Raw genomic sequence first — 14,092 nt, 5'->3', positions numbered from 1 at the left:
GACTCAGGGTCAACCGGCGGCTTTTTCGGCCAGTTCGAGGATGAACCGCTCCAGGCTGGCCGGGTCCCGGTATTCATCCAGGACATGGGATTTTACGATATCGGTATCTTTTTTAAACTGCTCGACAAGGACCTTGTTTCCGGTATAAAACCCGATGAGCTGGTCGCTCAGCTGCCCCTGCATGAGAAACAGATCATGTGAGTAGAAGAAAACCCATTCTGCGGCGTTACCGGCCTTCGAAAATTTAAGCAGGAAATTGAATCCGTTGTCCACATCCGTCAGGTAGTACCGGAACTTCTCATATTTATGGACAAATCCGATTATTTCCCTGAGATGGCGGACCTTCCAGCGGCGCTCTTCGGGATCCCGGCAGGCAAGCACATAATCTTCCAGGGCGCGTCTGCTGATGTAGTGATGCATGTCATAGCGGCCCAGCTGGTTGATCAGGTTGCGTTTTCTCTCCCTGCCGACGGCTTCGTTCAGTTCGTCGTGCTGGCGGCGCTCTACCTGACCGAGGGCAAAGCGGATGCCGGGAAAGGGGGTGCCGCATGAGCTGGATGATCACCTTGTCGGTTATCGTGGTGTACCTGTTTATCGTGTTTTGCATCGGTTCGTTTGCCGGTCGCGGGCGAGAAAGCTCCGTACAGGAATACATTGCCGCCAACCGGAACCTGGGTTTTGTGGTGCTTTATTTTTTGATGGGCGGCGCCATATTCAGTGCCTTTGCCTACCTGGGCGGACCGGGCTGGGCATATTCCAAGGGTGCGGCGGCATTTTACATTCTGGGTTACTGCGCCCTGGGCCTGGTGCCCTGGTGGATCTGGGGGCCGCGGGCAGCCCGTGCCGGTGCAAAATTCAAATACGTCACCCAGGCCCAGCTCTTCGCCGACCGGTTCCAGTCCAAAGCGCTTTCCGTTATCATCGCCGTGGTGTCGATCCTGGCGTTCATCCAGTATATCACCCTGCAGATGAAGGGCAGCGCCTATGTATTCGAGATCGCGTCCGAGGGACGCATCCCCTTCTGGGCCGGGGCATTGATCGCTTACGTGGTGGTGGTCGGGTACGTGCTGTTCGGCGGTGTGCGCGCCGTGGCCTGGACCAATGTGTTTCAGGGCGTTTTCATGGTGGTCACGGCCTGGGTGCTGGGTCTTTACTTCGCCTTCTCCCTGTACGGGGGACCGACCAACATGTTCACCCAGATCGCCGCCAAGATGCCCACCCACCTGCTGGTGGGACCCGGCACCAAAATGGTGTACATGACCTATGCCTCGGCCCTGCTGGTTTCCGTGCTGGGCTTCTCCATGTGGCCGCACCTGTTCATGAAGGCCTATACCGCGGAGAGTGAACGCGTCCTCAAGCGTACGATCGTCTGGTACCCGTCCTTTGCCATCTTTCTGGTGCCGGTGCTCTTTATCGGGTTTGCCGGTATCATGCAGGTGGACCCGGACGTCCTCGGCGCGCCCGATCGTATTCTGCCGTGGATGTTTGCCAACATGGAATTCGGGCCGCTGGCCATCGGCCTGGTCCTGGCGGCTGCCCTGGCCGCAGCCATGTCCACCCAGGACACCATCACCCATGCGGCCGGATCCATATTTGCCCAGGACCTGGTGGAAGCGCTCAAAAAAGAAAAACACACCGAAGCGGAAGCCACCATGTGGATACGGGTCTCGGTGGTGGGTTTCGGTCTGGTCTCCTACCTGGTGGCCGTATTCGGCGGCCAGACCCTCGTTTCCCTGCTGCTGGGCGCCTATGGTTCGATTGTTCAGCTGCTGCCCCTTGCCATCGCCACGTTTTTCTGGCCCCGGGCCACCCGGGCCGGCGCCATCTGCGGTGTGCTCACCGGTGTGATCTTCAACTACGCCATCGTATTGAAGCTGATCCCCAAATTCGCCGGCATCCACGCCGGCCTTCAGGGACTGCTGCTCAATCTTGTCGTATTGGTGATTGTCTCGCTGCTGACCAAACCCATGGATAAAAAACATGTGCGTCAGTTCGTCGAGTTATAGCGGACACACGGATGTAAGAACCGGGACCGGCCGCAGTTTGCAGGGCCTGTCCCGGCCGCCCCGTCAACTGAAAACCCGAGTCAACCCAATGGGATACCATCATGACAGATATTAAACGCCTCGTTGCAGCCCAAAAGGCGGCCATCGTCGACTGGCGCCGCAGCCTGCACCGGATACCGGAAACCGGCTACACCGAGAAAAAAACGTCGGCGTTCATCGCCGAGCAACTGTCCGGTCTCGGACTGGACGTTACCACCGGCATTGCCCGGACCGGGGTGGTGGGACTCATGTCCGGGGACACACCGGAAGCGACCAACGGGAAAACCGTTCTGGTGCGATCGGATATGGATGCCCTGCCCGTTAAAGAAGAAACCGGGCTGCCCTTTGCCTCCACCCACGACGGCGCCATGCATGCCTGCGGCCATGACGGGCACATGGCCATGGTCCTGGGCGCGGCACGGGTGCTGAGCACGCTCAAGGAGAAGATTAACGGGCAGGTGAAGTTTCTCTTTCAACCCGCCGAGGAGGGCCCGGGAGGCGCCAAGCCCATGATCGAGGAGGGCGTGATGGAGAATCCCCACGTGGATTATTCCATCGGCGGCCACCTCTGGCCGGCCCTGCCGGAGGGAACCGTGGGCGTCAAGGCGGGCCCGCTGATGGCGGCCATGGATCGTTTTGACCTGACCATCTCGGGAAAGGGCGGCCACGGTGCCATGCCCCACCTGTGCATCGATCCCATCGATACCGGGGTCCAGGTGGTCAACGCCCTGCAGCGGATCGTCAGCCGCCGGATGAACCCCCTGAATCCGACGGTGGTGACCGTTGGCACCTTTCATGGCGGCAGCACGTTCAATATTATCCCGGATACGGTCAAACTGAGCGGTACGACCCGGACCTTTGACCGGGACGTATGGATGTCGTGGCCCGAGCGAATGGAAACGGTGGTCCGCGGCGTCTGCGAATCCATGGGCGCCGCCTATGAACTGGACTACCAGCAGGGATATCCGCCAACCATCAACGATGCCGAAATGGCCGAAATGGCCAGGCGCTGCGCCATTGAGGTGGTCGGCGAAGACAAGGTGGTGGTTCCGGAAGCCACCATGGGCGGGGAAGACATGTCTTTTTTCCTGGAGGCATCCAAGGGCTGCTACCTCTTCCTGGGCACCGGACGGGAAGGGTCCGCACCGCTGCACAATTGCCGTTTCGATTTCAATGAAGACGTGCTGCTCACCGGCGTGGAGGCCTACTGCCGAATGGTTCTGGAACTGTTGGGATGATCTGAATCACGTCACCCCCGCTGTGCCTGCCGCCTGCCGGTTTCACCGGAGCGCAGGCATGGCGCCTTCCCCTTCGATGCCGGCGGCCGCCCATGGTCGGCCCTGACCTGATGACCAGCCCCCAAGGCCAACCGGCCCGGTGCCCGCGTTCCGCTCGGCACCTGAACCGTCGCCTATCGGTAAACATCCTGGCTCCACGGCGCGCTATCTTTTCCAAACGCGTGCAAGCGGGTGGCGCAGCGATGCGGCGGCGGCCAGCCCGGGTGTGGGGACACCGTTTAACGTTTCGGGTTCCGCCGGCTAATGGAATACTGAAAAAGGGCGATAGTGAAAGGATTGAAACCGTCTCTCCCGATTCACTGTAGTGAGGACCGGGACTAACCCTTTACCGTCTGGTTGCAGGTGCCTGGCCATGGGCAACGATGCCTTGATTTTGATAGTGGAAGCCATGGTGGTCTATTTTCTGGTTCTGGGGGCGCATTCCCTGCGCCACCGGTTCGGACCGGTTCATTTCTATGCGCTGATCGGCGGTATCACGGCGATCATGTCATGGGTCACCGACGCCGGTGTGGCCGTTGATGTGAGCGGCATCACCTTTGTCGTCGGCTCGACGGTGTTCTACACGTCATTGCTGCTGGGCGTGTTCGTCGTTTATGTGTTCGACGGGCCACGGGCCACGCGAATCGCCATATCCACCATCGTGGGCGTTTCCGCGATGATGCCCGCTGTCGCCGCCGCCCTTCACATGCAGATGGATATGATCGGCACGGCCCGCATTGCCTTCGTGCCCCTGCCCAGCCTGCGGATCAACGCCGCCTCGGTGATGGTCACGATGGTCGATCTGGTTTTCCTGGCCATCGCATGGGAGTATCTGGGCAAACCGAACCTGAATTTAAAATTGTGGATACGGGCCTTCCTGACGCTGTTGGGCGTGATGTGGCTGGACGTGATCCTTTTTTCCACCGGCGCCTTCTGGGGAACGCCCGACTACCTGGGCATCATGAAGGGAACGCTGGTCAGCCGACTGGTTGTTTCCATTTTCGCCCTGCCCTTTCTGTATGCCTACCTGCAGTGGCAAAGCGGAAAGAAAGGCATTGAAATCGGCCAGCGGCCGGTGCTGGCCATTTTGAAGCAGGTGGCCGAAATCAAGGTTGAGCTGTCACTCGCCCAGCAGGAAATCGAAATGCGCAAGCAGGCCGAAAAAGAGCGCGACCGCGTGATCGACGCGCTTGAGAAGTCCCTTTCGGAGGTCAAAACCCTGCGCGGATTTTTGCCGATCTGCAGCGTATGCAAAAAAATCAGGGATGACAGGGGGTGCTGGAACCAGATCGAGGCCTATATCATGGCGCATTCCGACGCCGAATTCAGCCACGGCATCTGCAATGACTGCGCCCGGACCCACTATCCGGACCTGGACCTTCCCGCTCAATAAGCCGTCTGCGCCTGCCGATATCCGTCACACAGGAGATGGGGCGTTCAGGGCGCCTTTTTCTTCAGCTCGGACAGGGTATCCCTATCGCACACATCGAATGTCTGCCCGCATCCGCCGCAAACCCTCTCACAGTCATCGGCATGGCGGGACCGGCGGCGTTTCAGCTGAGCTCGGCAAGTCGGGCATTTCAAATCCGCGGAAGGAGTGGTGGTTTCGGTTGACTGGTTCATATAGCGCTCCTTCAGATGGGAATCGAATGCCGACAACGTATGCGTCGCCAAAGCGATGCAATCGACTGCGGTCCCCTCTCCTGTATGGGAATGACATCAGGACAGTAGGGTTCACCGCCTCATGAGCTGCACGACAGCATCGAACAACCCGGCCGGTGGCGGGCCCAGTCGGGCCGTTTGGCGGCATAGATCTCGCTCTCAGGCTGTTTGTCATAGGGGCGGCGAAGCAGTTCGAGCAGGTCATGAATCAATGTGAAATCGCCCTGTTCGGCCTTGTCGATGGCCAGTTGGGCCATGTAGTTGCGCAGCACGTATTTGGGGTTGACGGCATTCATTCGCCGAACCCGGATCTCGTGGGGTATGTCGTCCCGGCCGGCCCGTTCCAGATACCGTCGCAGCCAGCTGACGGTTCGGCGGCGCAGTGCCGGGGTCAGCTGCCCGGGGACGTAATAGGCGTCCATCAGGGGAGCCATGAGCGCGTCCTCCCCGGCGGCCGGCGCAGAGGGATCATTGGCCCCGAGCCGGGCCAGGCGACGGAAGAAAATGGTCATGTCGGTCTCGGCCAGGGGCAGGATGGCCAGCAGTTCGGCAATCAGCAGGTCGTCCGTATGCGGATCGAACGCGGCAAGGCCCAGCTTGCGGGCCATCATGCGCTGCCACCCCTCCCGGTAGACGGTCGCGTAGCCGTCCAGCACCGCCTGCAGGGGCTCGGCCTGGCCGATCAGCGGATAGATGGCATTGGCCAGCTGGGCCAGGTTCCACTGGCAAATGGCCGGCTGGTGGCCAAAACGGTAACGCCGACCGGCGGCGTCGGTGGTGTTGGGCGTCCAGTCGGGGTCGTAATTTTCCAGCCAGCCATAGGGGCCGTAATCGATGGTCAGCCCCAGGATGGACATGTTGTCGGTGTTCATCACCCCATGAACGAACCCCACGCGCATCCAGTGCACGACCATATCGGCGGTGCGCCGGCAGACCTCCTCGAACCACTGCAGGTAGACGTCCGGCGAGGGCTCGCCCAGATGGGGAAAGTCGGTGCGGACCGCGTAGTCCGCCAGCTGCTTGAGCACATCCATTTCACCGCGTGCCGCAAAAATCTGGAAACTGCCGAATCGGATGAATGACGGGGCAACCCGGCAGACCACGGCACCGGGTTCCAGTCGGGGATGGCCGTCGTAAAACATGTCCCGCTCCACCTGCTCGCCGGTCAGGGTCAGGCTCAGGGCCCGGGTGGTGGGCACCCCCAGGTGGAACATGGCCTCGCTGCACAAAAACTCGCGCACTGACGAACGCAGCACCGCCAGGCCGTCGGCCGTTCGTGAGTAGGGCGTGGGCCCGGCACCCTTGAGTTGCAGCACCCAGCGCGCTCCATCCCGGTTGACCACCTCACCGAGGTTGATGGCCCGCCCGTCGCCCAACTGCCCGGCCCAGTTGCCGAACTGATGACCGCCATAGCACATGGCATAGGGCTGCATGCCGGGCAACAGGCGGTTGCCGGTGAACACCCGGGCAAAATTCTCAGATTCGCAGGTATGGACTGAAAGTCCCAGCAGATCGGCCACCTCCCGGGAATACGCCACCCGCTGCGGCGCCGCGACCACCGTCGGCGTGACCAGGGAATAACAGGCCCCCGACACCTGGCGGCGACGGTTCAGGGTGATCGGGTCGCCAGGCAGCTCACGGGTGAAACGGTTGTCAAAATGCAGGCCTCCCAGGCTTCCCCGCCTTGTTGCGGCGGCCTGGCCGGGTGCGATAAAATCCGTTGAATCGAGAAGGTTCATCCTTGGCGTCCCTTCGCCTGACGGCATATGGATCACGGCCATCGGGCGGCCCGGCCGGGCGCCGGCGATGGCCGGTGGTGGTTATCGGTCGTTGTATTGCGCTAATTGAATGCGGCCAGTGCCCGCCGGGCGATGCCCTCGCCCCATTCAGGGACAAAGTGTCCCGCTTCTTCGACTTCCAACGGGTCGGGGCAATTGCGGATATCGTTTTTCAATGCCCGCATCACCGGAGGACCCAGCACCGGGTCCTGCATCCCGATGGCCATGAACGACCGGCCCTGCCACGATTGGCCGAGCCATTTGCGGGCATCGCGGGACAATCGGGCACCGGGCGCATCGGGGTGGTCGGGCACCATTTCCGGAAATCGCCGGACACCCACCTTGTAGGACGCCTCCGGAAAGGGGGCATCGTAGGCCCTGCATTCGGCCGCGGAAAGGTGGGGGCAGGTCAGCTGGAGCAGCCTGCCCGGACGCATATCGGGATTCTTCCTCGCCCAGGACCGCCATGCCAGAAACCCCTCCGAGAGCTGATAATCACCGGTGCCCAGGGTGGTATTCATGACCAGCAGGTGTGAAAACCGCTCGGGCATGGCCATGGGCAGGGTCAGACCGACAATGCCGCCCCAGTCCTGGCAGACGAGGGTGATGCGTGTCAGGTCCAGATGCGCGATCAGCGCCAGCACGGCGTTGCGATGGAAATCAAAATGGTATACCGTCGGGTCGACCGGTTTGTCCGACCGGCCGAAGCCGAAAAAATCCGGTGCGACGACCCGCCCCCCGGCACGGGTGAAGACCGGGATCATATGGCGGTAAAGGTAGCTCCAGGTCGGTTCGCCATGCAGGCACAGAAAGGTGGCGTCAGCCGCTTCAGGACCCTGGTCGAGGTAGTGCAGGCGAAGCCCCTCGAAACCGTCCAGGTTGTCCACGTAATTGGGGGCAAACGGAAAATCGGGCAACGCGTCAAAGCTTTCATCGGGTGTTCTCAATACACCGGCCATGTGGTGCGTCTCCTGTCGTTTGCGGCGGGTAAACCGCCAGGTCTAAGAGGCGTTCAGCCTGCGCAGGTAATCGCGGACGTAGTGCGGCAGGATTTCCTTTTTCAGGTACGCCTTGAAATCCGCTTCGGCATGGTCGACAGACAGCGACCAGTTGGCAGCCGCCCGTTTGAATATTTCATGCTCGCTGACCCCGATGGTCCGGGCATGATTCCACAGGCGCTCTTCATCCGTCAGGGGGGTTCGGTTGGCCCAGTATCTGTCCAGCCGGCGCATCACCTCGAAATAGATCAGCGCGGCCAGGATAGCCACCAGCATCGGCCATTGAAAGACGAACCCATCGTCCATGCGCACCTCCGGCATCGTTATGTCCCAATATAATAATGCCGCAAATCAGAAAATCACCTGCTGCAGGAACAAAGTCGGCCGGCGGGCCACGACCCCGGTTTCAGGGGTACCCGTCGTTGCCGCTCAAACCCCGATGATTTTTACGAGCACCCGTTTTTTACGCCGCCCGTCGAATTCACCGTAAAAAATCCGTTCCCAGGTGCCGAAATCCAGACGCCCGTCCGTTATGGCCACCACGACCTCCCGGCCCATGATCTGGCGCTTCATGTGGGCATCGGCGTTGTCCTCGCCCACGTTGTGCCGGTACTGGGATACCGGGGCATGGGGCGCCAGCTTTTCAAGCCAGACATCGTAGTCGTGGTGCAGGCCGCTTTCGTCGTCGTTGATAAAGACCGAGGCGGTGATGTGCATGGCGTTGACCAGCACCAGCCCTTCCCTGATCCCGCTGTCGTCGATGCACTGCTGCACGTCGGATGTGATGTTGACGAATGCCCGACGGGTAGGCACTTCGAACCAGAGTTCTTTTCGGTAGCTTCTCATTGGTTACTCCCTATGAACAGAGGATAAACACGGGTTTCATCGTTCCCGGCGACAACGATTTTACCATTGGTTCGGGTACCGGCCAAGATGCTCGAATTGTCGTTTTTTGGAAGGTTGCGGCTGGTTGTCGCTTGTTGAAGGATTCAAGTTCTCAGTTGAGCTCTCATAAACTTCCTGGCCGGCCGGCTGCCCGGCTTTTCCCGTAGCGACGGGTTCCGGCTGCGTTGTTGCGCAGGCAGAAAAAATCAGTAATACAGCACCTAAAAACAGGAACCGGGATCGTGCTTTCATTGGGTCTTACTATGCTTTCGTCGTTGATGGCGCTGGTTGTTCATCATTGGAGAATACCAGTCCATGTTCACTCAAGGCGATTGGGGAGATGGAAAAATAGCAGGATGAATTCAAGCCATAGAAGGTATTCTATCTGGTAAATCAACACCTTGGGCCATATGTTCAGTACAAAACAGATATTGGAATAACTTAATTACGAGATAGTGAATTGCAAGCTTCTGATATATCCGTATGGACTCAATTGTGGTCCGGTACAATTCCTCGGCGATAAAATTTCATGCCATCGTTTTTATCTAGTGTTCATCCAGAAATAGGAAAATTGGGTCGAGATCAAGGCGCGCGAAAAATTTTACCGCAGGCATATGGCTGATATTCCGAGGATAAAATTTTGAGCGCAACGCAGATATCGGACAAATTGGTCATTTATGGATGGGCACTATCTATCACCGGACCGACTGTCGTGAATCGGTTATTTCTACCGATCACGTGCCGCCGTTACCGCCTACAGCTGACGCAGCACCGCCGTCACCACCTGGTCCGGGGTCACACCAACCGTGGAAACGATAATGTCGGCATAGGCGCCGTAAAGGGCGCGGCGCTCCTCATAGATCATGTCGATGGTCTGGCCGGGCATTCTCAACACCCCCCTTTTGTCCAGGTTCCCCAGCCTTTTTTTCAGGGCCTCCAGGCCGATTTTAAGGTAGACCGCCGGCCCCAGGGATTTGAGGTGGGTCATGGCTTTCCGGCTGTAAACGGCGCTGCCGCCGGTAGCCACAACGCCGCAGTCCGGCGGCACGCTGAGCAGATAGCGCGCCTCGATGCGGCGGAATCCGTCGATGCCGTGCTCGGCAATGGTTTCCTGCAGGTAGCACCCCTCGCCCGTCTGCATCAGGATGTCCGTATCGATAAAAGAAACCCCCAGGCGCTTGGCCAGAAGCACGCCGACGGTGCTTTTACCGGCGCCGGGCATGCCGATCAGAATCAGATTGGTTTTTCTCACCGATGGCCACCCGTTCCTTGTGAATCAATCGTTGCCGAATCTGATGAAACCGTCCCCTCTTTTGCCGGAGAGCGGTTTCAATGGTCTCATTTCAACACCTTGTAATTGCCCTCATACCAGTTTTTCAGGTCGCTGACATACCATTTGGAAAAACGCCGGTCCGATGGCCCGCCGGCCAGGTTGGAGTGAATTTCATCGGTGGACAGATCGGTGATGAAGCGGTAAGTCGGGCTGAAGGTGGTCAACCGGCCGGCATTTTTAAAGATCTGTCCCTGGGTGATCGTGGCCCGGCATCCCGGAAGGGCGAGGGGCCCGTAATCGAATCCCAGGAATTTGGGCAGCTGGCCGCCGAACAGCAGATGGGCCAGGGTGACGGTCCGGGATCGTCCGTAGGGAACCGGCTTGACATCGAGACCGGCGTCGATGCCCAGCGCAAACAACGCATCCCGCGAGTGCCCCTGGAACCAGGCCGATGATTCGTTTTCCAGAATGCGGTCCAGGTTGGCGTAGTAATCGTTGAAGAGGCTGGTTTCCGAAAAAACGTGGTCCAGCACATCGCGCCCGAACCCGTGGTCCCCGAACACCACATCGATAATGCCGCGGTACACCGATTCGAAAAGCATGGCCCCGGTGGAATCGGCGTGATAGCGCAGGTCCCATACCTTCAAGGTGCGGCCGTTGTCGGTGTCCGGCAGCAGCGGTCCGATGATTTTCATCAGGCGCTCGGCCTGCAGCGAATAGAGATCGTAGTGCATGTCCTTCATGTAGGCCACGTCCAGATCGCTGCCGCTTTCCAGGAGCTGAACGATGCGGTCGGCCCGGTACGGCCCCATACACAGGTTGATGGGGTTGGACCGTCCCAGGTAGTTGAGATCCTGGTTGGCCGTAGCAATCAACCCCTCGGGAGGATTGAGCACATGAGGCAGCGCAGCGGGATCGTTAAATCCTTTATGATCGAACCGTTCATCCCATCCGGCGTGGGGCAGCAGTCCGCTGACCCCCTCGGGCCGCTGGAAATGGCGGCCACTCATCTGGTAGCCGATGTTTCCCCGGGTGTCGGCCAACACCCAGTTCATGGCAACGGCTTCCACCTGGCGGAACAGCGCCATGGCCGTCTCCACATTCCGGGTATCGAGCATCCTGACCATGGTATTGAAGATGCCGGCCCCGCATCCGCTGGCGCCGGACCACCCCAGCGCCAGATAGTGGCCCTCTGCGTGGGGATCGCCTTCCAGCAGGCCGTTCTCATTCTCGTAGACCCGGATCCGGACCGAAGGCCGGTTCTTCACCTTGATCTCCTCATCACGAACCGCAAAGGGCTTCCAGCCGTCCCGGCGATAATAGCTGCCGTCCCGGCATCGTTCGATGCGGTAGTCCAGCATGTCCATGTAGGCATAGGTGGCGCTCCACGCCAGGTAGCGGTTTCGTCCGATAATCAGTCCGGGGACACCGGGAATACTGACACCCATCAGGGTGTTGCCGGGAAGGCGGAGGACGACCTCCTGCCACACATTGGGGAGCCGGTTGACCTCCAGGTGCGGATCGCCGCACAGGATGGGAAACCCCGAACGGGTATGGCGACCGGAGACGGCCCAGTTGTTGGAGGCATTGAACCGGGGGAGCCGGTTCAGCCATTCAATTGCCGCCGGAACGAGTGGCGGAGAAAGCCGGATCCTGCCGATCAGATCCGCATCGACGGGGTCGGTGAGGTAGGGAAACAGCTCCGATAACTTCTCTTCGGGCACCCCCTTCTGGATCAGCTGGACGAGAAATTTCTCCATATTGGCCTGGATGTCGGCCAACCCCAGAAAGCCGAACACCTTGCCCAGCCGCAGGCAATCGGTCACCCGGTAGGGTTCCGGATGGCGGTATCCTGCCAGCTTGAATTCAAAAACCGGTCCGTTGTCCTGCATCCAGTCGTTGAATCCGCCGACGTAGGCGTTCACCGCCAGGAGCGTGGCGGGTTCCAGCCGGTCGAGCTGCGCCTGGGGATCCGGAAGAAAGTTCATCCGCCGCATGTAGGTGTCGATGGCGACCAGGGCCTCATCGGCCTTGAGCAGTTCAGCGGCACGGCCCTGAAGAAGAATGCGGGTGAGCAGGGTCTGCAACTGGCGGTCATTGGCATGAACCCAACCCAGGCCCCGCATCAAATCCGCTGTCGTCGCCGCGGTGATGTCGGGGATACCGTGCTCGTTTCTCAGGATCCGGATATCTCCATCGTTGCCGTGGAGGACAACGGGGGTCGTTTTCAATTTCATCGACGCGACTCCCGGTCAGGTTGAAGGCTTAAGAAAAAAAGGTGTAATCGCATGGGCCGCCGGGGCCCGGGGGTGGCGGTAAACGGTCGGCAGTCCTCAACTCGGTCCGAAGGCAATCACGGACGTGGCCACGGCCGCCGCATGGAACAGCCAGGCCGGTAGCAGGCTGTGCGACCGCTCGCGGATCATGCCGGCACCGAGTCCGAAAATGACGGCAACCACTGTATATTTTATCGGCGTGCCGCTGATCAGGGTCGCCATGGGGTCGCCGGACAGCATTGCCATCTGAAAACCGATGGTGGCCGCGTAGAGCAGGGATGAGCCAATGGTGGGCCCGGAAAAAAACCATCGGCTTTCACAGTCCTGAATGGAGGCCAACTGGGCCATCATGCCGTGTATCAGGCCTCTGAAAAGCAATTCCAGGGAGAGCGGAATCAGAACCAGGGCAATGGTCCAGGCAACCACGGGATCGGCGGCAAACACCCTGGTATCGGGCACCAGCAGATCCCCGGTGAATCCGCAGACGATGGCAAAAGGCAGAAGGCGCCACCAATCCTTGCCGGCGGGCAGCATAATCCCGAACTGCCATGGCCGGCGGAAGGCCACGACGCCGAGCACGATCAGGGAAAAAATCAGAAGCGCTGTGTGAAATCCAAAAATCGGGCTTTGGGCATATACGCCCAGGTCCTCACCGCCCGGCCATGGAGCCGTCGGCCAGTTCTGACCGGTGGCGATGGCGGCGATAACGATGCACATGGACAATGCGGCACTGGTTAAAAAACGTTTCACATGGCGAATGTCGCTGCGTTTTTCGATGACATCGCGGCAGGCCGAAACAATTTCTGCCGGAGAAAGCGCGGTCCCGCGGTCTCTGGGCGAGCCGCCGATATCCCCGGAGCCGCCCCAGCGACTGACCCCCATGCGCCCCTTGACCGCCGGGTCCATGAAATTCAAGCGCTGATACACATCTTCCAGGTTCACCGGCATGAACAGGTCCATCTGCCTCAGGGTGTAGTCCTTTTCCCCGCGGCGCAAGGACACCCAGCCCAACCGGTTGCCGTAGAGCTTTGCCAGGTGGGGTTCCAGTTCGTAAATGCCCAGATCCGATGCCACCACCACGGCGATCCGATTGTTGGTCAACTCGATGCGGGCCAGTTCCTCGATCCCCTTGAAGTCATCCAGTTCGCCCAGTTTAATCAGGAACTGGTCCAATTTCCGGAGCACACCGATGGTATAGTCCAGGTAATCGGTCCGGGTCCACTCGCCGGCTTTCTTCAGTTCCAGTTCTTCGGAACGCAGGCGGTCGATGACCCGCATCAGCTTCTGGAGCAACTCCAGCGGCAGGCCGCTCAGCTCCCGAAGTTCCAGCCCCAGGGCATCGATGATCCCCTCCAGCCGGACCAGGGCGAAAAGGGAGCGCCGATTGATGGCCTCCCGGTTGTTGATCCGCTGGTGATTAAGGAGAATCCAGATGGACAGGATCGTGTCCAGGTCCGGTTCGTTGGCGAAAATTTTCCATTCCCGGTCCCGCAGATCCAGCCCCTTCACGCACATGACCAGGGCCTGCTCACAGGTCGCCAGGGTGAAGGTACGGACACACCCCTCGTGGTGGTCCAGATTGTAAACTTTCTTGTCATGATCCAGGAAGGGCTCGGTCTGGGCAACCCCGTCCAGGTAGATCGTTCCCGGAGGCGCTTTGCGGGCGGCAGATGCGCTGACGGTCAGGCCGGCCTTGATGATCACCTGCAGATTGGGGGTTTCCAGGCAGGTCAGGACCCGATCCGCTCCCACCGATTTGACCGAATAGCGATCCGGGAATCCGTTTTCGGTCGTAACTGGCTTGGGGGTCTCATTTTGCAGCACGAAAGGGGAATGGTCGGTGTCTTCCATGTCCGGAGAATTATCCTGAGCTATGAATAAAGCCAACTGGTGCGAAC

At 59.7% G+C, this 14,092-nt stretch carries 12 protein-coding genes; 4 read left to right on the top strand and 8 right to left on the bottom strand.

Annotation, left to right across the window (positions count from 1 at the left end; genetic code table 11):
• Positions 1-9: 9 nt before the first annotated feature.
• On the bottom strand, positions 10-420 hold the full coding sequence (locus DSCA_RS23745) for a hypothetical protein (RefSeq protein WP_155318809.1): 411 nt from the start codon (positions 418-420) through the stop codon (positions 10-12).
• On the opposite strand from DSCA_RS23745, the gene DSCA_RS23740 reads away from it, so the two are divergent.
• The 4 genes from DSCA_RS23740 (at position 415) to DSCA_RS23725 (ending at position 4,715) form a co-directional block, all read left to right on the top strand.
• Entirely contained in the window at positions 415-552 is a 138-nt protein-coding gene (locus tag DSCA_RS23740) for a hypothetical protein (protein WP_155318808.1), read from the top strand. The two genes, DSCA_RS23745 and DSCA_RS23740, sit on opposite strands and share 6 nt — an antisense overlap.
• A complete protein-coding gene (locus DSCA_RS23735; RefSeq protein ID WP_155318807.1) occupies positions 549-2,006 on the top strand; it encodes a sodium:solute symporter family protein in 1,458 nt (485 codons plus the stop codon). The genes DSCA_RS23740 and DSCA_RS23735 overlap by 4 nt, the downstream gene beginning before the upstream one ends.
• 101 nt (positions 2,007-2,107) lie before the next feature.
• Complete coding sequence (locus DSCA_RS23730; RefSeq protein WP_155318806.1) at positions 2,108-3,283, top strand: M20 metallopeptidase family protein; 1,176 nt, start codon at positions 2,108-2,110, stop codon at positions 3,281-3,283.
• A 412-nt stretch (positions 3,284-3,695) separates the two neighbouring features.
• The gene (locus DSCA_RS23725; protein WP_155318805.1) at positions 3,696-4,715 is read left to right on the top strand and encodes a hypothetical protein; all 1,020 of its coding nucleotides are present in this window, start codon (positions 3,696-3,698) and stop codon (positions 4,713-4,715) included.
• A 349-nt stretch (positions 4,716-5,064) separates the two neighbouring features.
• Here DSCA_RS23725 and DSCA_RS23720 read toward each other — a convergent pair whose 3' ends face one another.
• From DSCA_RS23720 to DSCA_RS23690, 7 genes are all read right to left on the bottom strand, one after another.
• Positions 5,065-6,723 (bottom strand): protein adenylyltransferase SelO, encoded by a 1,659-nt coding sequence (locus DSCA_RS23720; protein WP_155318804.1) that lies wholly within the window; start codon positions 6,721-6,723, stop codon positions 5,065-5,067.
• A gap of 101 nt (positions 6,724-6,824) precedes the next feature.
• Positions 6,825-7,721 carry a haloalkane dehalogenase gene (locus DSCA_RS23715; RefSeq protein WP_155318803.1) on the bottom strand — a complete coding sequence of 299 codons (897 nt, stop codon included), beginning with the start codon at positions 7,719-7,721 and terminating at the stop codon, positions 6,825-6,827.
• A gap of 42 nt (positions 7,722-7,763) precedes the next feature.
• Entirely contained in the window at positions 7,764-8,066 is a 303-nt protein-coding gene (locus DSCA_RS23710; RefSeq protein ID WP_155318802.1) for a hypothetical protein, read from the bottom strand.
• A 123-nt stretch (positions 8,067-8,189) separates the two neighbouring features.
• Positions 8,190-8,606 carry a secondary thiamine-phosphate synthase enzyme YjbQ gene (locus DSCA_RS23705; RefSeq protein ID WP_155318801.1) on the bottom strand — a complete coding sequence of 139 codons (417 nt, stop codon included), beginning with the start codon at positions 8,604-8,606 and terminating at the stop codon, positions 8,190-8,192.
• Between the two features lie 793 nt (positions 8,607-9,399).
• Positions 9,400-9,897 carry a shikimate kinase gene (locus DSCA_RS23700; protein WP_231716263.1) on the bottom strand — a complete coding sequence of 166 codons (498 nt, stop codon included), beginning with the start codon at positions 9,895-9,897 and terminating at the stop codon, positions 9,400-9,402.
• A gap of 86 nt (positions 9,898-9,983) precedes the next feature.
• Positions 9,984-12,155 carry a penicillin acylase family protein gene (locus tag DSCA_RS23695; protein WP_155318800.1) on the bottom strand — a complete coding sequence of 724 codons (2,172 nt, stop codon included), beginning with the start codon at positions 12,153-12,155 and terminating at the stop codon, positions 9,984-9,986.
• 96 nt (positions 12,156-12,251) lie between these two features.
• Positions 12,252-14,045 carry a CPBP family intramembrane glutamic endopeptidase gene (locus DSCA_RS23690; protein ID WP_155318799.1) on the bottom strand — a complete coding sequence of 598 codons (1,794 nt, stop codon included), beginning with the start codon at positions 14,043-14,045 and terminating at the stop codon, positions 12,252-12,254.
• Between the last annotated feature and the right edge of the window lie 47 nt (positions 14,046-14,092).

The organism is Desulfosarcina alkanivorans (genome assembly GCF_009688945.1).
Taxonomy (GTDB): domain Bacteria; phylum Desulfobacterota; class Desulfobacteria; order Desulfobacterales; family Desulfosarcinaceae; genus Desulfosarcina; species Desulfosarcina alkanivorans.
Note: the sequence above shows the minus strand (reverse complement) of the source record. Positions and strands in the feature narration are given on the sequence as shown.

Excerpts from the sequence above, each read along its gene's own strand:
- DSCA_RS23740 (WP_155318808.1), top strand. The coding sequence starts at position 415 with ATGCATGTCATAGCGGCCCAGCTGGTTGATCAGGTTGCGTTTTCTCTC.
- DSCA_RS23695 (WP_155318800.1), bottom strand. The coding sequence starts at position 12,155 with ATGAAATTGAAAACGACCCCCGTTGTCCTCCACGGCAACGATGGAGAT.
- DSCA_RS23735 (WP_155318807.1), top strand. The coding sequence starts at position 549 with ATGAGCTGGATGATCACCTTGTCGGTTATCGTGGTGTACCTGTTTATC.
- DSCA_RS23730 (WP_155318806.1), top strand. The coding sequence starts at position 2,108 with ATGACAGATATTAAACGCCTCGTTGCAGCCCAAAAGGCGGCCATCGTC.
- DSCA_RS23715 (WP_155318803.1), bottom strand. The coding sequence starts at position 7,721 with ATGGCCGGTGTATTGAGAACACCCGATGAAAGCTTTGACGCGTTGCCC.
- DSCA_RS23725 (WP_155318805.1), top strand. The coding sequence starts at position 3,696 with ATGGGCAACGATGCCTTGATTTTGATAGTGGAAGCCATGGTGGTCTAT.
- DSCA_RS23745 (WP_155318809.1), bottom strand. The coding sequence starts at position 420 with ATGCATCACTACATCAGCAGACGCGCCCTGGAAGATTATGTGCTTGCC.
- DSCA_RS23705 (WP_155318801.1), bottom strand. The coding sequence starts at position 8,606 with ATGAGAAGCTACCGAAAAGAACTCTGGTTCGAAGTGCCTACCCGTCGG.
- DSCA_RS23710 (WP_155318802.1), bottom strand. The coding sequence starts at position 8,066 with ATGGACGATGGGTTCGTCTTTCAATGGCCGATGCTGGTGGCTATCCTG.
- DSCA_RS23690 (WP_155318799.1), bottom strand. The coding sequence starts at position 14,045 with ATGGAAGACACCGACCATTCCCCTTTCGTGCTGCAAAATGAGACCCCC.
- DSCA_RS23720 (WP_155318804.1), bottom strand. The coding sequence starts at position 6,723 with ATGAACCTTCTCGATTCAACGGATTTTATCGCACCCGGCCAGGCCGCC.